Raw genomic sequence first — 18,440 nt, 5'->3', positions numbered from 1 at the left:
GCAGGAAGGCCACCCCGGCGGGGGTCAGCGTGACCGAGCGGGTGGTCCGGTCGATCAGATGCACCCCGAGTTCGTTCTCCAGTTGCTGGATCTGGCGACTCAGCGGAGGCTGGGTCATGTGCAGGCGTTCGGCGGCCCGGCCGAAATGTAATTCCTCTGCCACGGCGATGAAGCAGGACAGTCTCGACAGTGAGAACACCGGAGCAGAATAGCGGCAACCGCCCGGATAAATGCGCGAACCGCATGAATAGCGGGTACCAGCGGCGGGCCAAGCATCTAATCGCCATACCGCCGTCGGCGGTTCGGCTACTATCGGGGCGACTACCACCCAATGCTGCACCGAGACGTCGGAGGTGACAATGACCCGCCAATCAGACGCGGCCCGCGGCCCCGGCGCTGCGGCCGCACCCCCCTGCACGGTCGAGGAACGCCGCATCGGTGAGGTCAGCGTGGTGTCGGTGGCCGGAACACTGGACATGCTCACCGCCCCGCAACTGGAAGCCGCCATCGGCGCCGCGGCCAAGAGTTCACCCCAAGCCGTGGTGGCCGACCTGACCGCCGTGGAGTTCCTGGCCTCGGCCGGGATGGGCGTGCTGGTGGCCGCACACGGTGAACTCACCCCGGCCGTCCGGTTCGCCGTGGTCGCCGACGGGCCGGCCACCAGCCGGCCGCTCAAACTGGTGGGGATCACCGATGTGGTGGACCTGTTCGCCACCCTGGACGAAGCGCTGACCGCAGTCACGACATAGAACCGGCTGCGAGCGGGTAGTCAACAGGCGATATGACAGAGCCAGCGCATTCAGCCACCTTCACCAAGGCCGGGGTCACGGCCGCCCCGGAGCGCGCCGCGCAGGTGCGATACGAATTCTCCGACTGGTTACGCAGGCACTTCACCCTCGACGAGGTCAAGGCCAGCGACGTCGTGCTGGCGGTCAACGAGGCACTGGCGAACGCGGCCGAGTTCGCGTACCTGAGCGCGCCGCATCCGGGCCCGATGCATCTGTGCGCCGACTACGACGGGCACGCGGCGGTCCTGACCGTCGACGTCACCGACGAGGGCGTGTGGCGCAGCGCCGATCACGACATCGACAATCCGGCCCGTGGCCGCGGCATCCCCCTGATGCGAGCCCTCACCGACCGGGCGGTGATCGACTCGTCGCCCACCGGAACCCATGTGCGGTTGCAGTGGGACCACATTCACGCGGCTCAACCCCAGGACTGCGGCAGCCGCACCACCTGAACGAAGAACTGGTCGATCTGGCGGACCGCACTCATGAACTGGTCGAGGTCGACGGGTTTGGTGACGTAGGCGTTGGCGTGCAGTTTGTAGCTGCGCAGGATGTCCTCCTCGGCCGACGAGGTGGTGAGCACGACGACCGGGATGTGGCACAGGTTGCTGTCGGACTTGATCTGCTCCAGTAACTGCCGCCCGTCGTATTTGGGCAGGTTCAGGTCGAGCAGGATCAGATCCGGCCTCGGGGCGTTTTCGAAGGCGCCGCGCTGATAGAGGAAGTCCAAGCCCTCCTCGCCGTCGCGGGCCACGTGCAACGTGTTTTTGATCTTGTTGTGCTCGAAGGCTTCCCGGGTGATCAGTTCGTCACCGGGATCGTCCTCGACCAGCAGTACGTCGATGGCTCGGCCATCCGAGGGAGTTGTCATTCGGCGGTTCCTTCCGATCTGGCGGGCAGCGTGAACACGAAGCGGGTTCCGCCGGAGTAGGAGGTGTCGATCGAGATGGTTCCGCCGTGGTATTCGACGATCTTCTTGCAGAGGGCCAGCCCGATGCCGGTTCCGCCGTAGGCCTCACGGCCGTGCAGCCGCTGGAAGATCACGAATACCTTGTCCACGAACTCGGCGCCGATGCCGATACCGTTGTCCGACACGGTGAACACCCAGTCACCCACGGCCTCACCGGTACCGGGCGCGCAGTCGATGACGATCCGCGGTGGCACGCCCTGCGCCCGGAACTTCACGGCATTGCCGATGAGGTTCTGCCACACCATCGCCAGCAGGGTCGGGTCCCCGTCCACCTGGGGCAGCGGATCGGACGGCCGGACGATCTCGGCGCCCGATTCGTCGATCGCGGTGGCGAGGTTGCCCACCGCCGAATCCACCACCGCGCCGAGATCCACCTCGGTGTGTGTCGCGTTGAGCCGGCCGACCCGGGAGAACGTCAGCAGGTCGTTGATCAGCATCTGCATCCGTTTGGCACCGTCGACCGCGAACCCGATGTACTCGATCCCACGCTCATCGAGCTCGTCGGCGTAGCGCTTCTCCAGCAGCTGACAGAACGAGGCGACCTTGCGCAGCGGCTCCTGCAGGTCGTGCGAGGCCACATAGGCGAACTGTTCGAGTTCGGCGTTGGACCGGCGCAATTCGTCGGCCTGCTCATCGAGTGCGGCCTGTGCCGTCCGGGACGCGTCGAGTTCGTCGACGATCCGCTGCCGCATATCCTCGACGTCGGCCGCGATGGCACGGATATCCCTGGGGCCCTGCGCGACGATGCGTTCGCCGAAGTTGCCCTCGGTTATCCGACGGCAGGCCGCGGCGAGCGCCCCCAGCGGCCGGGTGACGACGCTGCGCACCATCACCGCGAGCGCGATCGCCATCACGAAGAACGCCACCACCATCGCGACCAACACCCCGTCGCGATAGCCGCGGACCTGGGCGAGTTCGTCGGCCCCGGCGGCCCTTGCCCGGTCCAGGTGGTCGTTCTGCACCTCGAACAGCTCACGGAGACGGTCGAATTCGCTGCTGCCCTGTTCGGTCGAACGGTCCGGGCTCACCGGGGGCGAGCCTGGGGTGATGCTCGCGATGAGCGGCTCGGCGTAGCCGACGCGCCACTGCTCGGCGGCCCGCTCGATCGCGTCGAGGTCGGCCAGGAGTTCGCGGTGACCGCCAAGGTGGTCGCGAATATCCTGGGCCGCAGCGGTTTCAGCCTCCTGGCCGGCATCGTAGGGCTGCAGGAACCGGGGGTCGGCGACGATGGCATAGCCACGCACCGCGGTTTCCTGATCGCGCAGGACGGCCTGTAACCGGTACGCCGCCACCCGGGCCGGTTCGATCTGGTCGATCAGCTCCCGCGATACCGCGTCGGTCCGGCTCATCAGCAGCGCCCCGCCCACGGCACCCGACAGCACCACCACACCCATGATCGACAGCACCAGGTTCTGCCAGCCTTGGACCGTGAGCCTCATCGCGGCGCGCGCTCCACCCGGATGACCGCGATGTCGTCGGACAGGCCGCCGTGCTCGCGAGCCCGCGATTCGGCCTGGCCGATGAGCGCATCGACGAACTGCGGGCCGGGCAGGGCCGCGAGCGGGCGGGCCAGGGTGAGCAGCCCGGTCTCCCCCAGGCGGGCATCGCCGGGCCCGGCGTGGCCCTCGAACAGTCCGTCGGTGAGCAGCAACAGGCCCTGCCCCCAGTCCAGGTGCAGGTGGCTGACCGGCCATTCGGTGGCGCCGAGGCCGAGGGCGGGCCCGGCGGCCGGTTCGAGCCACTCCACGGTGTCTCGACCGTGCAGCAGCATCCCCGGATGCCCGGCCCGCACCACGGTGACCTGCCCGCTGTCGGGCTCGAGCGCCACGCTCAGCAGAGTCGCGAAGGTGCCCCGCCCGGTCCGTTCGGTGGTGAGCACCTGCTCGAGCTGGCACATCCGTTCGTTTCCCCGCAGCCCCGCGAAAGTCAGTGCGCGCCAGGCGATGCGCAGGGCCACACCCAGCGCGGCCTCATCCGGCCCGTGGCCGGCCACGTCGCCGATCGTCACGTGGACGGCGCCGTCGGAGGTCTGTATGACGTCGTAGAAGTCCCCGCCGATCAGCGCGTCGCGACGGCTCGGCAGCGATTGCGTGACGATCTCGACGCCCGGATCCTCCAGCAGCAGCGGAGACGGCAGCAGCCCGCGTTCCAGCCGCGCGTTCTCCTGTGCGCGCAGCCGGCTGGCATGCAGGGCCACCGACGTGAGCTCGGCGCGTTTGCGTTCGATGGCGTAGAGCAGGGCGCGGCGCAGCATCTCGGCATCCACCCGGCCCTTGACCAGGTAGTCCTGCGCACCGGATGCCAGCGCCGAGGCGCCGAAGTGTTCATCGTTGAACCCGGTCAGCACGATGATCGGGATGGTGGCGTCCAGTTTGCCCAGCCGGTGCAGCGCGTCGATCCCGTTGGCGTCGGGCAGGTTCAGGTCGAGCAGCACGCAGTCCGGCCTGCGGTCGGCAAGCATCGCCTCGGCCTCGGCAAGGGACTGCGCCAACAGGAACTCGATATCGACCGCGGCGTCGGCGATGAGTTCCTCCACGAGCACCGCGTCGGCCCGGTCGTCCTCGACGAGCAGCAGCGACAACCGCTGTGGCGACGGTGCGCGCATCGGATATCACATCCTTCAGGTAAGAAGGCCACCCCGGTCGCGCCTGACCATCTGCTCTCGTGACGACTCTCCGACCATACCGAGTCGGCGGCGTCTATTTGGCCAGGACACCCGTCACCGAATTCTGGCAGTGTCGACACCTGCCCGAACCACCATGCGCGGCCCGTGCGCGAGGGGTCCCCAGCTATCGCGAATCGGCGAAACAATGACCGCGAATCGGCGAGATGGGGTGACCACCCCACTGACCTACCAGCGCGGGCTGAGCGCCTCGAAGGACGGGTCGATGCTGCGCATGTACCCGGTGTCGTCGCGGTCGGTGATACCGCACCGCAGGTACTGCTCGTGCAGCGCGGCCAGGCTGTCGTCGTCGATCCGGACGCCGAGACCGGGCCCGGTCGGCACGGGCACCGAACCGTCCCGGAACCCGATCGCTCCGGGTTCGATCACGTCCTCGGTCTTCCACGGCCAGTGGGTGTCGCAGGCATAGGTGAGGTTGGGCGTCGCGGCGGCCAGGTGCACCATCGCGGCCAGACTGATCCCCAGATGCGAGTTCGAGTGCATGGACAGGCCCAGCCCGAAGGTGTCGCAGATGCCGGCCAGCAGCCGCGAGCGCTGCAGGCCGCCCCAGTAGTGATGGTCGGAAAGCACCACGCGCACCGACTTTTTGGCGACGGCGGGAGCCAGCTGGTCGAACGCGACCACACACATGTTGGTGGCCAGCGGCATCGGCGCCTGGGCGGCCACCTCGGCCATCCCGTCCAGCCCCGGCGTCGGGTCCTCCAGGTACTCCAGGATCCCGGCCAGCCCGGAGGCCACCTTGACCGAGGTCTGCGGGGTCCACGCGGCATTGGGGTCCAGCCGCAGCGGATGCTCGGGGAATGCTGCCCGCAACGCCTCGATCGCCGCCATTTCCTCCTCCGGGGCGAACACCCCGCCCTTGAGTTTGATTGCGGTAAAACCGTACTCGTCGATGATGCGCCGGGCCTGCGCCACGATCCCGTCGGGGTCGATGGCCTGGCCCCAGTCGTCGGGCTCGGCGCCGGGGTGCTGGGCCCACTTGTAGAACAGGTAGGCGCTGAACGGAACCGCATCCCGCACCGCACCGCCGAGCAGATCCGACACCGGCCGTCCGGTCGCCTGTCCCTGCACATCGAGGCAGGCCACCTCGAACGGTGAGAGCACCTGATCGACCGCGCTGGCCGTGGTGATCATGCCCGCGGTCCCCACAGCGGCGTTGTCGCCGCGCAGCCGGTCCGCGATCAAGGCACGAATAGCGTTGAGTGCGAACACATTCTGACCGGTGATCGCCTCCGCGGCGGCGGTCAGCCGGGCCAGGTGCACAGTGTCGGCGTAGGTCTCACCGAGGCCGGTCAGGCCGGCATCGGTGTCGAGCTGGATGATCGCCCGCAGCGCGTACGGCTGATGCACACCGACGGTGTTGAGCAGCGGCGGGTCGGTGAAGGCGACCGGGGTGATGCGGGCGCCGGTGATCCGGATCCGCTCCGCCATCAGTGCACCAGTGCGTCGGCGAGCACGGCACGCCCGGCGGCGAGGATGCGCTGCAGTTCGGCGACGTCCTCGGGGCGGGCATTGACCAGCGGGGGCCGCACCGGACCGGCGGGCAGACCCTCCATCGTGACGCCGGCCTTGATCAGCGACACCGCGTAGCCGGGCACGGTATCGCGCAGCCGCACCAGCGGGTGGAAGAACTCGCGCAGCAGCGCCGCGGTCAGCGGCTCGTTGCCGGTCTCCAGCGCCTGGTAGAAGCCCAGCGACACGTCGGGGGCGAAGGCGAAGGTGGCCGACGAGTACAGCGGCACCCCGATCGCCCGGTAGGCCTGCTGGGACACCTCGGCGGTGGGCAGGCCGTTGAAGAACTGGAACGGCTTCCCGCTGGGCGCCAGCGCATCCGTCACGGCCCGTACGATGCGCGACACCTGGTCGAGATCGCCTGTGCCGTCCTTGAATCCGAAGACGTTTGGCAGCTGGGCGACCTCGACCGCGGACGCCTCGGTGAAACGTGCGTTGTTGCGGTTGTAGACCACCACCGGCAGCTCGGTGACCGAGCTGACCTCGCGGGTGTACCCGACCAGGCCGGCCTGCGGCATCTCCACCAGGTACGGCGGCAGGAGCAGCAGCCCGTCGGCGCCGGCCTCGGCGGCCACCCTGGCGAACGCCTTGGCCGAGGCCACCGACCCGCCCGCGCCGGCGTAGACCGGGACCCGGCCGCCGACCGCCTCGACCGCGGTGCGCACCACGGTGCTCATCTCGGCCGGCTCCAGCGCATGGAATTCGCCGGTGCCGCAGCCGATGAAGACCCCGCCGGGGCCTGCGTCGACACCCTTGGCGACGTGCTGCGCGAGCCGATCCACGTCCACCTCACCGGATGCGGTGAGTGGTGTGACGGGGAAGAACAGGACGCCGTCGAGCATATTCTCTACTCCTCTTGCCTTGATCAGTCTCTGGTGAGTTGGCCGTCGATACGCCGCCACACGCCGTCCGGGTTTCCGTCGGCAATAGCGCTGGGCAGCAAGGACTTCGGTGCATCCTGGTAGCACACCGGCCGCAGGAAGCGTTCGATCGCGCGGGCACCGACCGAGGTGGTGCGCGAATCCGAGGTGGACGGGAACGGCCCGCCGTGCACCATGGCGTGCCCGACCTCGACTCCGGTCGGCCAGCCGTTGAACAGGATCCGGCCCGCCTTGAGCTCGAGCACGTTCAGCAGTTCGCCGGCCTGGGCGTTGTCGGATTCATCGGCGTGGATGGTGGCGGTCAGCTGGCCCTCGACGGCGCCCGCGACGCGGCGCATCTCGGCGGCGTCGGCGCAGCGCACCACGACACCGGATGCGCCGAACACCTCGGCCTGCAACGCTTCTGAGCCCAGGAAGGTGGGCGCGTCACTGCTGAACAGCGCGGCCCGGCCCGCCACGGCGGGCTCCTGCGCCTCGGATCCGCGGGCCACCAGCGTGGCCTCGTTCTGCAGCGCGTCGACGCCGTTGCGGAAGTTCTCGGCGATCCCCGGGGTCAGCATCGCCGTCGGGGCGGCGGCGGCGACCGCTTCCCCTGCGGCGGCGACGAAGGTCTCCAGGTCCGGGCCGTCGACCGCGATCACCAGGCCAGGATTGGTGCAGAACTGTCCGGAACCCAGGGTCAGCGACCCGACGAAGGCCCGGCCCAGGTCGGCGCCGTGGCTGGCCAGCGCGCCGGGCAGCAGGAACACCGGGTTGATGGCGCTCATCTCGGCGTACACCGGGATCGGTTCGGGGCGGGCGGCCGCCGCGGCGACCAGAGCCATACCGCCGCCACGGGATCCGGTGAACCCGACGGCCTTGATCCTGGGGTCTGCGACCAGCGCGGCACCCAGTTCCGGGCCGTAGCCGTACAGCAGCGAGAACGTTCCGGCGGGCAGTCCGGTGGCAGTCACCGCGTCGGCGATGGCCCGGCCGACGAGTTCGGAGGTGCCCGGGTGCGCGTCGTGCGCCTTGACCACCACGGGGCAGCCCGCGGCCAGCGCCGATGCGGTGTCGCCGCCCGCCACCGAGAAGGCCAGCGGGAAGTTGCTGGCCCCGAACACCGCGACCGGGCCAAGCGGCACGCTGCGCTGCCGGATATCGGGGCGCGGCAACGGGGCTCGGTCCGGCAGCGCCGGGTCGATGCGGGCCTGGTTCCAGCTGCCCTCGCGCAGCACGCCGGCGAACAACCGCAGCTGTCCCGCGGTGCGGCCGACCTCACCGGTCAGACGCGGCACCGGCAGGCCGCTCTCGGCGTGCGCCCGCTCGACGAGGGCGGCACTGATCGATTCGAGATTGGCGGCGATGGTCTCCAGGAAGCGGGCCCTGGTCTCGATCGGCGCGCCGCGGTAGGCGGCGAACGCCTCGGCCGCGGCGTGGCAGGCGTCCGCCACATGGGAGGCGTCGCCGTAGGCGTAGGCGGGTTCGAGGGTCGCGCCGGTCTGCGGATCGATGCCGCGGATCTCCTGGCCGGCACCGCGTACCGGCGTCCCCGCGATCAACATCTGTCCGGTCAGGTCTGTCGTCTGCACCATGGATGTCATAGTGGCACCGTACGACCCCAATAAATACATGTCCAAGTCAAAATTACGGCTTATTCATGCACGGGTTGTATCAGCTGATCGCGCGATCGTGGGCCTTATGCACGCGATTCGGGTTGCCGGCGTGCACAAGGCCCACGCTCGACGTGTTGGATCTGTTCTACGAGGCCCTGGCCTGAGCGCGCAACTCCAGACGGCGCAGCACATCGGCGCCGAGCCCGCGCAGGTCCTGGCCCGCCGCGGCCGGAATCAGGGTCACCCCGTCAGCGACGCCCGCGGATTCGATATCGGCGATCAAACCGGTCAGCCCCTCGGCCGTACCGACGTAGCGCACGGCCGGGTCGGCGCCGGCCACCTCGAGGCCCCGGCGCGCGGACCGGTAGTCGGCCCCCACCGCCACGATGACGTCCAGGATCACCGAAATGGACTCGTCGTCGGACCGGATGCCGGCCCGCTGCCTGCGGGCCTGCGCCAGGTCCGGGGCGGAAATCCGGACGGTCGGCCGGGTGCCGTCGGTCAGCTCGGTCCACGATCCGGTGTCCGCGACGAATATCCGCACCCGGTCCACGCTAGGACCGCCGGCCGGGTAGGCACATGGTTGCGCTCACCCCGAATACAACGCACTTTCGCGCGGACTATTTCGCGTCGCGGACCCGGGTCTTGTACAGGCTCGCCGCGGTGGTGATCAGCAGTGTCACGATGATCACGCCCAGGCTGGCCAGCGTCGGGATCTCCGGGACGTGCACCGGTTCGCCGCCGTTGATGAACGGCAGTTCGTTCTCGTGCAGCGCGTGCAGGATCAGCTTCACTCCGATGAAGGCGAGGATGAACGCCAGCCCCTGCGACAGATACACCAGTCGCTTGAGCAGGTCACCGAGCAGGAAGTAGAGCTGACGCAGGCCCATCAACGCGAACACGTTGGCGGTGAACACCAGGTAGGGCTCCTGGGTCAGGCCGTAGATCGCCGGGATCGAGTCGAGCGCGAACAGCAGGTCGGTGGTGCCCAGCGCCACGATCACCAGGAACATCGGGGTCATCAGCCGGGTGCCGTTCTCGTGCACCCACAACTTCAGCCCGTCCCACTTGTCGGTGGCCTTCAGGTGCTTGCGGGCGAACCGCACCACACCGTTGTCGCCGTCGTCGTCGTGATCGGTGTCGCGAACCAGCTTGATCGCGGTGTAGACCAGGAACGCCCCGAAAATGTAGAACACCCAGGAGAATTCGTTGATCGCCACGGCACCCAGCGCAATGAAGATGCCGCGGAAGATCAGCGCAAGGATGATCCCGACCAGCAGCGCCTGCTGCTGGTAGATCCGGGGCACCTTGAAGCTGGCCATGATGATCAGGAAGATGAACAGGTTGTCCACCGACAGGCTGTATTCGGTGAGCCAGCCGGCGAAGAACTCCAACCCGAACTGGCTGCCGTGGAAGAACCACACCCAGATCCCGAACGCCACCGCGAGGCCGATGTAGATCGACAGATAGGTCGCCGTCTCGCGGGTCGACGGCTCGTGCGGCCGACGGCCGATCACGACCACGTCGAACAACAGGACGGCGATCGTCACGCTCAGCGTGACGATCCACTCGAGCTGGGTTACCTGCATCAATACCTCCGGTCGTCGAGAAACGCCGGAGGTCTCTTCCACCGGGCACCAGAGCCCGGCCTGCGGCACCGATCGGTTTGTGGCAACCGACGTGATGACGACACCGCAGCCAAAGGAATACTCCCCTCCGCCGACAAGTGTGCCTGATGGCGGGCGGGATCCGAAATCGAGCGGGCACGCCGTGCCGGCCATCCGGTCCTGGTGCGCCGCAATGAGTAGTTTGTATGCGTGACAGCAGCGGACGGGTCTTCCGGCGGGCATCAGATACCCGCCCAGTACGTGTTATCCCCGCTGGCCTCCGAGTCGCGGACGCTCGTCGACATCCTGCACGACACCGCCCGCCGGTTTCCCGACGCGCCCGCCCTCGACGACGGCGCGGTGCAGCTCACCTACGCCGAACTGCTCGTCGACATCGAGGACAGCGTGGGGTGGCTGGCGGCCCGCGGCATCGGCCGCGGCGACCGGATCGGCATCCGGATGCCGTCGGGCAGCTACGCCCTCTACGTCGCGATCCTGGCCGTGCTGGCAGCCGGCGCCGCCTACGTGCCGGTCGACGCCGACGACCCCGACGAACGCGCGGAACTGGTGTTCGGCGAGGCCGGTGTGGTCGGCGTGATCACCGAACAGGGACTGATCCGCGGGCCCGGATCGTCACGGGGCTGGCGCGCGGCGGCCCCGCTGGGCCGCGACGATGCCTGGATCATCTTCACCTCGGGTTCGACCGGCACCCCGAAAGGGGTCGCGGTGACCCATCGCAGCGCCGCCGCCTTCGTCGACGCCGAAGCCCGAATGTTTCTGCAGGACAATCCGATCGGGCCCGGTGACCGGGTGCTGGCCGGGCTCTCGGTCGCGTTCGACGCCTCGTGTGAGGAGATGTGGCTGGCCTGGCGCCACGGTGCCTGCCTGGTACCGGCCCCACGATCGCTGGTGCGCAGCGGGATGGACCTGGGTCCGTGGCTGGTCAGCCGCGACATCACCGTGGTCTCGACCGTGCCCACGCTGGCCGCGCTGTGGCCGGCCGAGGCCCTGGAGGCGGTGCGGCTACTGATCTTCGGCGGCGAGGCCTGCCCGCCCGAACTCGCGCAACGCCTCGCGGTGGACGGCCGTGAGGTGTGGAACACCTACGGCCCCACCGAGGCCACGGTCGTCGCGTGCGGCGCGAAACTGGACGGGTTGGGACCGGTCAGCATCGGGCTGCCGCTGGCCGGCTGGGATCTGGCCGTCGTGGACAAGGACAGTTTGCCGGTCGCGATCGGCGAGGTCGGCGAGCTCGTGATCGGCGGGGTCGGGCTGGCCCGCTACCTCGACCCCGAGAAGGACGCCGAGAAGTACGCCGCGATGCCGACGCTGGGCTGGCGCCGGGCCTATCGCAGCGGTGACCTGGTCCGCCTGGAAAACGACGGCCTCTATTTCCAGGGCCGCGCCGACGACCAGGTGAAGGTCGGCGGGCGCCGCATCGAACTCGGCGAGGTCGATTCCGCACTGGTCAACCTGCCCGGGGTCAGCGGCGGTGCGGCCGCGGTGCGCAAGACCACCAGCGGAACCCCGCTGCTGGTGGGGTATGTCGCCAGCACCGATCCGTCCTTCGACCTCGCGGCCGCCCGCGCGCAGCTGGCCGAGTCGCTGCCCGCCGCGCTGGTGCCGCGACTGGTGCTGCTCGACGAGCTGCCGACCCGCACCTCGGGCAAGGTCGACCGCAACGCGCTGCCCTGGCCCCCACCGGGCGAACCCGAATCGGACGGCGCCGAACTGGCAGGCACCATGGGCTGGCTGGCCGGCCTGTGGCGCGACGTGCTCGGTACCCCCGTCGACGGGCCGGAAGCCGATTTCATCGCGCTCGGCGGCGGCTCGCTGTCGGCGGCCCAGCTGGTCGCCGCACTGCGCAGGCGCTACCCGCAGGTGACCGTCGCCGACCTCTACGACCACCCCCGGCTCGGTTCCCTGGCCGGATACCTCGACGAGCTCAAGCCACCCCCGCGCGTGCAGACCCGGACGGTCAGGCCGACGCCGCGGTTCACCCAGGCCGCGCAGGTCGCCCTGGCGCTGCCGCTGGCCACCCTGACCGGCGTGCAGTGGGTGGTGTGGCTGGCGCTGCTCAACAACGTCGCGGCGGCCGGGCAGCTGGTGCCGTGGGCGCAGCCGATCAACTGGTGGTGGCTGCTCGGCGGCTTCGTACTGTTCATCACCCCGCTGGGCCGGATGGGCATCGCGGTGCTGTTCGCCAGGATGCTGCTCACCGGGCTGGCGCCGGGCACCTACCGGCGCGGCGGCCCGGAGCACCTGCGGGTGTGGATCGCCGAGCGGCTGGCCGACGCCAGCGGCGCCGAGAACCTGGCCGGCGCGCCGTGGATGGTCTACTACGCCCGCGCGTTGGGCAACCAGGTCGGCAAGGGCGTCGACCTGCACTCCGCCCCACCGGTGACCGGCATGCTCAAACTCGGCCACCGCGCATCGGTCGAGCCCGAGGTGGACCTGACCGGGCACTGGATCGACGGCGACCTGTTCCATGTCGGGCGCATCTCGGTGGGTAACGACGCCACCATCGGGACCCGCACCACGCTGCTGCCGGGCGCCACGATCGGCAAGAACGCGGATGTGGCCCCCGGATCCGCGGTGGTCGGCAAGGTCAAGAACGGCCAGTTCTGGAAGGGCTCGCCTGCAGTGAAATCGGGCAAGGCCCGCCACCCGTGGCCCGACCACCGGCCCGGCCGGGCGCCGCTGTGGGTGGGGGTGTACGGGCTGACCTCGATCCTGCTGAGCGGGCTGCCCCTGGCCGCGCTGGCCGCCGGGCTGGCCGTGATCGGCTGGGCCGTCCGCGGCACCGCCACCCCGGCCGATGCCCTGGTGCCGGCGCTGGCCTGGACCCCGGTCGCGGCCGTGGTGGCCATGGTGGTCTACGCCGCGCTGACCGTGATCGGCGTGCGGGTGCTCTCCCTCGGGCTCAGCGAGGGCTATCACCCGGTGCGCAGCCGGGTCGGCTGGCAGCTGTGGGCCACCGAACGCCTGATGGACGCCGCACGCAACTACCTGTTCCCGATCTACGCCAGCCTGCTCACCCCGTGGTGGCTGCGGCTGCTCGGCGCGAAGGTCGGCCAGGGCACCGAGATCTCGACCGCGCTGTTCACCCCCAAGTTCACCGAGGTGCGGGACGGCGCCTTCCTGGCCGACGACACCATGGTGGCCTCCTACGAGTTGGGCGGCGGCTGGATCCACGTCGCGAAGGCCACCATCGGCAAGCGCGCCTTCCTCGGCAACTCGGGCATCACCCAGCCGGGCCGCAAGGTGCCCGACGACGGCCTGGTCGCGGTGCTGTCGGCCGCCCCGCACAAGGCCAAGGCCGGCTCGTCCTGGCTGGGCAGCCCGCCGGTGCGGCTGCGCCGCAACGCCACCGCCGCCGACGTGCTGCGCACATTCCACCCGTCCGCGCGGCTGAAGATCATGCGGGGCACCGTGGAGACCTGCCGGCTGATCCCGGTGATCGTCACGTTCGCCATTGGCGTCACGGTGCTGGCGGCGATCGAGGCGCTGGCGCTGCGGTTCGGCTACCTGTGGACCGCGCTGGCCAGCGGTGTGGTGCTGCTGGCCGCCGGTGCCGTCGCGGGAATCATCGCGGTGATCGCGAAATGGTTGGTGATCGGGCGGATTCGCGCGGTCGAACATCCGCTGTGGTCGTCGTTCGTGTGGCGAAACGAGGTGTCGGACACGTTCGTCGAGACCGTCGCGGCGCTGTGGTTCGCGCGCGCCGCCAGCGGCACCCCGGTGATGAACCTGTGGCTGCGCGGGCTCGGCGCGTCGATCGGCCGCGGGGTATGGTGCGAAACCTACTGGCTGCCCGAGGCCGATCTGGTGACCCTGGGCACCGGCGCCACAGTAAACCGCGGCTGTGTGGTACAGACGCATCTGTTCCACGACCGCATCATGCGGATGGACAGTGTTGTGTTGGAAGAGGGTTCGACATTGGGGCCGCACTGTGTGGCGCTACCCGCGGCGCGGTTGGGGGCAGGCGCCACGGTGGGTCCCGGCTCGCTGGTGATGCGCGGCGACGAGGTACCGCCGTCGACCCGCTGGCAGGGCAACCCGATCGCACCGTGGAACCTCTTCGGCAAGAAACGTGCCGCCGCAGAACCGACCGAGAAGACAACAGAAGACCCTGCGGCGTGACGAGATCGAAAAAAGCCGCCAAGAAAGCCGGTCCTCGTCCCGTCATCGACCCGTACCTACCCACCACCGGCAACTTCGGTTACCGGGTGTCGCGCTATGAGCTCGACCTCGAATACAAGGTCGCGATCAACCGGCTGGCCGGGTCGGCCACCATCACCGCGGTGACGCTGGCCGCGCTGAGCACCTTCACCCTGGACCTGTCGAATGCCATGACGGTGTCGAAGGTGGCGGTGAACGGGCGCAGGCCCGCACAGTTCCGCAGTGCGAACGGCAAACTGGCGATCACACTGGACTCTGCGCTGCCCGCCGGCGCGGCCATGACGGTCACCGTGCGCTACAACGGCACCCCGCGCCCGACCCAGACCCTTTGGGGCGACGTGGGTTTCGAGGAACTGTCGAACGGCGCACTGGTGGCCGGGCAACCCAACGGGGCGGCGTCGTGGTTTCCCTGCGACGACCACCCCAGCGCCAAGGCCAGCTACCGGATCCAGATCAGCACCGACAGCCCGTACCGGGCGATCGCCAACGGTGAGCTGGTGTCCCGCAAGGTCCGCGCCGGCCACACGGTGTGGACCTACGAGCAGCCCGAACCGACCTCGACCTATCTGATCACCCTGCAGATCGGGATGTACGAAACCCATCGGATGGCGAAATCGCCGGTGCCCATCCACGCGGCCCTGCCGCCGCGGCTGCGCGACGATTTCGACGACGACTTCGGCCGGCAGCCGCAGATGATGAAACTGTTCGTCAAACTGTTCGGCCCGTACCCCCTCTCCAACGGCTACACCGTGGTGGTCACCGACGACGACCTGGAGATCCCGCTCGAGGCCCAGGGCATCTCGATCTTCGGGGCCAACCACTGCGACGGCCACCGCGGCGCCGAACGGCTCATCGCCCACGAGCTGGCCCACCAGTGGTTCGGCAATTCGGTCACCGCACGACGCTGGCGCGATATCTGGCTGCACGAGGGGTTCGCCTGCTACGCGGAGTGGCTGTGGTCCGAGCACAGCGGCGGACCCAGCGCCGAAGAGTGGGCGGCGCACTACTACCCCAAGTTGCGGTCCGCACCCCAGGATCTGCTGCTGGCCGACCCCGGCCCGAAGAACATGTTCGACGACTGGGTGTACAAGCGGGGCGCGCTGACCCTGCACGCACTGCGGAACCGCCTCGGCGACAAGGGTTTCTTCGCCCTGCTGAAGGACTGGACCACGCGCTACCGGCACAGCACGGTGTTCACCGACGACTTCACCGGCCTCGCCGCCGGCTACACCGACGAATCGCTACAACCGCTGTGGCGGGACTGGCTGTACTCGAAAGTGCTGCCGGGGCTGTGACCGACGGCGGCGCCGCTGGGTTTGATCCTCTTCGCGCAAGCGGCTCATCGACGGGCCCCGTCACCCGCGGCAGCGTCGCCCGGGTCGGGGCGGCCACCGCCGTCACGGCCATCTGCGGTTATGCGGTGCTCTATCTGGCGGCCCGCAACCTCGAACCGGAGGGCTTCTCGATCTTCGGGGTGTTCTGGGGCGCGTTCGGGCTCGTCACCGGCGCCGCCAACGGATTGTTGCAGGAGGCCACCCGCGAGGTCCGGTCGGCTCGCGCGGGGCCAGTCGCGGCCCACCCCCGAGGCGGGAGCCCGCGCGCCCACCCCATGCGGGTCGCGGCGCTGGTCGGGATCGTGGCGGCCCTGGTGATCGCCGGCAGCGCGGCGCTGTGGTCGCCGCACGTGTTCGCCGAATCGCGGGCGCTGAGCGTGGTGCTGCTGAGCGTCGGGCTGGCCGGGTTCTGCCTGCATGCCACGCTGCTGGGCATGCTCGCCGGGATCAACCGGTGGACCGAATACGGTGCGCTGATGGTGACCGACGCCGGGATCCGGGTGGCCGTCGCGCTCGCCACGTTCATCCTCGGCTGGGGCCTGGTCGGATTCCTGTGGGCCACGGTGGCGGGCGCGGTCGCCTGGCTGATCATGCTGATCGTGTCGCCCGCGGCGCGGCACGCGGCCCGGCAGGCCACCCCGGGCGGGACCGCGGCGTTCCTGCGCGGGGCCGGGCATTCCATCGCCGCGGCCGGGGCCAGCGCGATCCTGGTGATGGGATTCCCGGTGCTGCTCAAATCCACCACGGGCGACCTCGGCGCGACGGGCGGCGTGGTGATCCTGGCCGTCACGCTGACCCGGGCTCCGCTGCTGGTTCCGCTGACCGCGATGCAGGGCAACCTGATCGCCCACTTCGTCGACCAGCGCGACGCCCGGCTCAAGGCGCTGCTGGCCCCCGCCGCGGTGGTGGCCGGGCTCGGCGCGGTCGGCGTGCTGGCCGCCGGGCTGATGGGTCCGTGGTTGCTGCGCGCGGCGTTCGGCGAGGAGTACGTCGCCGGTGGCGCGCTGCTGGCGTGGCTGACCGCGGCCGCGGTCGCGATCGCGATGCTGACGCTGACCGGCGCCGCCGCCGTCGCGGCCGCGCTGCACCGGGCCTACGCGACGGGCTGGATCATCGCGACGGTGACCGCCGTCGGGCTGCTGCTGCTGCCGCTGCCGCTGGAGGTCCGCACGGTGATCGCGTTGATGTGCGGACCGCTGGTGGGAATCGCCGTACACCTGGGCGCGCTGAGCCGCAGACACCCATGTTGAGCGTGTAGTTTGTTGCCCATCGACACACGCTACGACGATGTCTGGGTCGTCATCCCGGCCTTCAACGAGGCCGACATCATCGGCGACGTCATCTCCGACGTTCGCTCGGTTTTCGGTCACGTGGTGTGTGTCGACGACGGCAGCCGGGACGGCACCGGTGCGCAGGCGCTGGACGCGGGCGCACACGTGGTGCGCCATCCGGTGAACCTCGGCCAGGGCGCCGCGATCCAGACCGGCGTCGAATACGCCCGCACCCGCCCCGGCGCCCAGGTGTTCGCCACCTTCGACGCCGACGGCCAGCATCAGGTCAAGGACGTGGTGCGGATGATCGACCGGCTCGGCGGCGACGTCGACCTCGTGATCGGCACCCGGTTCGCCGGGCCCGAGGTGGTCACCCACACCCCGCCGCTGAAGCGGATCATCCTGCGCGCCGCGGCGTTTCTCAGCCCGCAGAGCCGCGCGCTCGGGCTGACCGACGCCCACAACGGGCTGCGCGTGTTCAACCGGGCGGTGGCCGACCAACTCGACCTCACGATGAACGGGATGAGCCATGCCGGCGAGTTCATCGCGCTGGCCCACGAGAACCGGTGGCGGGTGGCCGAGGAGCCGGTCGAGATTCTCTACACCGACTACTCCAAGTCGAAGGGGCAGCCGCTGCTCAACGGGGTCAACATCCTCTTCGACGGATTGCTACGCAGGAGGCTCACCAGATGAACTGGATCCAGGCGCTGCTGATCGTGTCGGTGCTGGTGCTGCTGGTGTATCTGCTGCGTTCGCGCAGCAGCGCCCGCACCAAGGCCTGGGTGAAGGTCGGCTATGTGCTGTTCGTGTTGGCCGGGGTGTACGCGATCCTGCGGCCGGACGACACCACGGTGCTGGCCAACCGGCTCGGCGTGGACCGCGGCACCGACCTGATGGAATACGCGCTGATCATCGCGTTCGCGTTCGTCACGCTGAGCACCTATATGCGGTTCAAGGACATGGAGTTGCGGTACGCCAGGCTGGCCAGGGCGGTGGCGCTGCAGAACGTGCGGGTGCCGGGCGCCGAACAGTCCGCTAACGGCTGAGCAGTTCGGTCAGCAGCGCGATTCTGCCGTCGTCGAGTTCGGGTTTCGCCAGCACCGGCCGGAAGAGCGCGGCCCCGTCAAAGGTGTTGAGCGCGACGGCGATCGCCGCGGCGAAGTCGGCTTGGGGAATCTGTTCGCCCCCGGGCATCGTCCTGGCGGTTTCGTAGATGTTCACCGCGTACTCGGAGAACACCTGCCTCAGTGCGGCGCTGAGCTTTTCGTCGGTGCGGGCGGCCACCATCAGCTCGTGGATGACGGCGTTGGTGTCATTGCCGGTCAGATCCCGGACGATCGTCAGCACCGCCTGCATCGGGGGCTGTTCGGCCGGGATCTCGGCGACCAGTTTGGCGAACAGTTCCAACTGTCGTCGCGCCACCTCGCGGGCGGTCGCGGCCATGAAGTCGCCCATGGTCGGGAAGTGCCGGAACAGGGCGCCGTCGGAAACCCTTGCCCGCCTGGCGATCACGGCCGCCGAGGAGCGGGCGTAGCCGACCTCGACGATCATCTCGATGCTCGCGTCGAGCAGCCGGGCGATGGTCTCCTCACGGCGCTGTTGCTGCGTCCTGGCCAT

At 69.4% G+C, this 18,440-nt stretch carries 17 protein-coding genes; 7 read left to right on the top strand and 10 right to left on the bottom strand.

The genetic code is table 11. The features are described 5' to 3' along the window. The coding region (locus ACWDTP_RS13600) for a LysR family transcriptional regulator (RefSeq protein ID WP_450020433.1) at positions 1-199 on the bottom strand (199 nt) is incomplete at its 3' end. Between the two features lie 160 nt (positions 200-359). Here ACWDTP_RS13600 and ACWDTP_RS13595 point away from each other — a divergent pair. Continuing rightward, on the top strand, positions 360-749 hold the full coding sequence (locus ACWDTP_RS13595; protein ID WP_450020431.1) for an STAS domain-containing protein: 390 nt from the start codon (positions 360-362) through the stop codon (positions 747-749). Positions 750-781: 32 nt separating this feature from the next. Continuing rightward, complete coding sequence (locus tag ACWDTP_RS13590; protein WP_450020429.1) at positions 782-1,240, top strand: ATP-binding protein; 459 nt, start codon at positions 782-784, stop codon at positions 1,238-1,240. Here ACWDTP_RS13590 and ACWDTP_RS13585 read toward each other — a convergent pair. The 8 genes from ACWDTP_RS13585 to ACWDTP_RS13550 all read right to left on the bottom strand — a co-directional run bounded on the left by ACWDTP_RS13585 (position 1,207) and on the right by ACWDTP_RS13550 (position 10,018). Beyond that, positions 1,207-1,659: a response regulator gene (locus tag ACWDTP_RS13585; protein ID WP_450020427.1), complete on the bottom strand. Its 453-nt coding sequence runs from the start codon at positions 1,657-1,659 to the stop codon at positions 1,207-1,209. The two genes, ACWDTP_RS13590 and ACWDTP_RS13585, sit on opposite strands and share 34 nt — an antisense overlap. After that, the gene (locus tag ACWDTP_RS13580) at positions 1,656-3,197 is read right to left on the bottom strand and encodes a sensor histidine kinase (RefSeq protein WP_450020426.1); all 1,542 of its coding nucleotides are present in this window, start codon (positions 3,195-3,197) and stop codon (positions 1,656-1,658) included. Before ACWDTP_RS13580 ends, ACWDTP_RS13585 begins: the two co-directional genes overlap by 4 nt. Beyond that, the gene (locus tag ACWDTP_RS13575) at positions 3,194-4,363 is read right to left on the bottom strand and encodes a PP2C family protein-serine/threonine phosphatase (protein ID WP_450020424.1); all 1,170 of its coding nucleotides are present in this window, start codon (positions 4,361-4,363) and stop codon (positions 3,194-3,196) included. The genes ACWDTP_RS13580 and ACWDTP_RS13575 overlap by 4 nt, the downstream gene beginning before the upstream one ends. A gap of 246 nt (positions 4,364-4,609) precedes the next feature. Next, complete coding sequence (locus ACWDTP_RS13570; protein WP_450020437.1) at positions 4,610-5,875, bottom strand: glucarate dehydratase family protein; 1,266 nt, start codon at positions 5,873-5,875, stop codon at positions 4,610-4,612. After that, complete coding sequence (locus ACWDTP_RS13565) at positions 5,872-6,795, bottom strand: 5-dehydro-4-deoxyglucarate dehydratase (protein WP_450020422.1); 924 nt, start codon at positions 6,793-6,795, stop codon at positions 5,872-5,874. Before ACWDTP_RS13565 ends, ACWDTP_RS13570 begins: the two co-directional genes overlap by 4 nt. 23 nt (positions 6,796-6,818) lie before the next feature. Further along, positions 6,819-8,417, bottom strand: a complete 1,599-nt coding sequence (locus ACWDTP_RS13560; protein WP_450020420.1) for an aldehyde dehydrogenase (NADP(+)) — start codon at positions 8,415-8,417, stop codon at positions 6,819-6,821. 157 nt (positions 8,418-8,574) lie between these two features. Next, positions 8,575-8,982 carry a hypothetical protein gene (locus ACWDTP_RS13555; RefSeq protein WP_450020418.1) on the bottom strand — a complete coding sequence of 136 codons (408 nt, stop codon included), beginning with the start codon at positions 8,980-8,982 and terminating at the stop codon, positions 8,575-8,577. A gap of 67 nt (positions 8,983-9,049) precedes the next feature. Further along, positions 9,050-10,018 (bottom strand): TerC family protein, encoded by a 969-nt coding sequence (locus ACWDTP_RS13550; protein ID WP_450020416.1) that lies wholly within the window; start codon positions 10,016-10,018, stop codon positions 9,050-9,052. 228 nt (positions 10,019-10,246) lie between these two features. On the opposite strand from ACWDTP_RS13550, the gene ACWDTP_RS13545 reads away from it, so the two are divergent. From ACWDTP_RS13545 to ACWDTP_RS13525, 5 genes are read left to right on the top strand one after another with little or no spacing between them, the layout of a single operon-like run. Then, on the top strand, positions 10,247-14,179 hold the full coding sequence (locus ACWDTP_RS13545) for a Pls/PosA family non-ribosomal peptide synthetase (protein WP_450020414.1): 3,933 nt from the start codon (positions 10,247-10,249) through the stop codon (positions 14,177-14,179). Then, positions 14,176-15,513, top strand: coding sequence for a M1 family metallopeptidase (locus ACWDTP_RS13540; RefSeq protein WP_450020412.1), 1,338 nt, complete (start codon positions 14,176-14,178; stop codon positions 15,511-15,513). The genes ACWDTP_RS13545 and ACWDTP_RS13540 overlap by 4 nt, the downstream gene beginning before the upstream one ends. Further along, the gene (locus tag ACWDTP_RS13535) at positions 15,510-16,802 is read left to right on the top strand and encodes a hypothetical protein (RefSeq protein ID WP_450020410.1); all 1,293 of its coding nucleotides are present in this window, start codon (positions 15,510-15,512) and stop codon (positions 16,800-16,802) included. Before ACWDTP_RS13540 ends, ACWDTP_RS13535 begins: the two co-directional genes overlap by 4 nt. Before the next feature lie 12 nt (positions 16,803-16,814). Beyond that, entirely contained in the window at positions 16,815-17,516 is a 702-nt protein-coding gene (locus ACWDTP_RS13530; protein WP_450020408.1) for a glycosyltransferase family 2 protein, read from the top strand. Then, positions 17,513-17,869, top strand: a complete 357-nt coding sequence (locus ACWDTP_RS13525; RefSeq protein ID WP_450020406.1) for a DUF2304 domain-containing protein — start codon at positions 17,513-17,515, stop codon at positions 17,867-17,869. Before ACWDTP_RS13530 ends, ACWDTP_RS13525 begins: the two co-directional genes overlap by 4 nt. Here ACWDTP_RS13525 and ACWDTP_RS13520 read toward each other — a convergent pair. Continuing rightward, positions 17,859-18,440: a TetR family transcriptional regulator gene (locus ACWDTP_RS13520; protein ID WP_450020404.1), complete on the bottom strand. Its 582-nt coding sequence runs from the start codon at positions 18,438-18,440 to the stop codon at positions 17,859-17,861. The genes ACWDTP_RS13525 and ACWDTP_RS13520 overlap by 11 nt on opposite strands.

The organism is Mycobacterium sp. NPDC003449 (assembly GCF_053588415.1).
Note: the sequence above shows the minus strand (reverse complement) of the source record. Positions and strands in the feature narration are given on the sequence as shown.

What these genes read in the sequence shown, in the direction of transcription:
- ACWDTP_RS13550 (WP_450020416.1), bottom strand. Translation starts at nt 10,018, where the DNA reads ATGCAGGTAACCCAGCTCGAGTGGATCGTCACGCTGAGCGTGACGATC.
- ACWDTP_RS13575 (WP_450020424.1), bottom strand. Translation starts at nt 4,363, where the DNA reads ATGCGCGCACCGTCGCCACAGCGGTTGTCGCTGCTGCTCGTCGAGGAC.
- ACWDTP_RS13565 (WP_450020422.1), bottom strand. Translation starts at nt 6,795, where the DNA reads ATGCTCGACGGCGTCCTGTTCTTCCCCGTCACACCACTCACCGCATCC.
- ACWDTP_RS13520 (WP_450020404.1), bottom strand. Translation starts at nt 18,440, where the DNA reads ATGGCCAGGACGCAGCAACAGCGCCGTGAGGAGACCATCGCCCGGCTG.
- ACWDTP_RS13525 (WP_450020406.1), top strand. Translation starts at nt 17,513, where the DNA reads ATGAACTGGATCCAGGCGCTGCTGATCGTGTCGGTGCTGGTGCTGCTG.
- ACWDTP_RS13580 (WP_450020426.1), bottom strand. Translation starts at nt 3,197, where the DNA reads ATGAGGCTCACGGTCCAAGGCTGGCAGAACCTGGTGCTGTCGATCATG.
- ACWDTP_RS13595 (WP_450020431.1), top strand. Translation starts at nt 360, where the DNA reads ATGACCCGCCAATCAGACGCGGCCCGCGGCCCCGGCGCTGCGGCCGCA.
- ACWDTP_RS13585 (WP_450020427.1), bottom strand. Translation starts at nt 1,659, where the DNA reads ATGACAACTCCCTCGGATGGCCGAGCCATCGACGTACTGCTGGTCGAG.
- ACWDTP_RS13590 (WP_450020429.1), top strand. Translation starts at nt 782, where the DNA reads ATGACAGAGCCAGCGCATTCAGCCACCTTCACCAAGGCCGGGGTCACG.
- ACWDTP_RS13560 (WP_450020420.1), bottom strand. Translation starts at nt 8,417, where the DNA reads ATGACATCCATGGTGCAGACGACAGACCTGACCGGACAGATGTTGATC.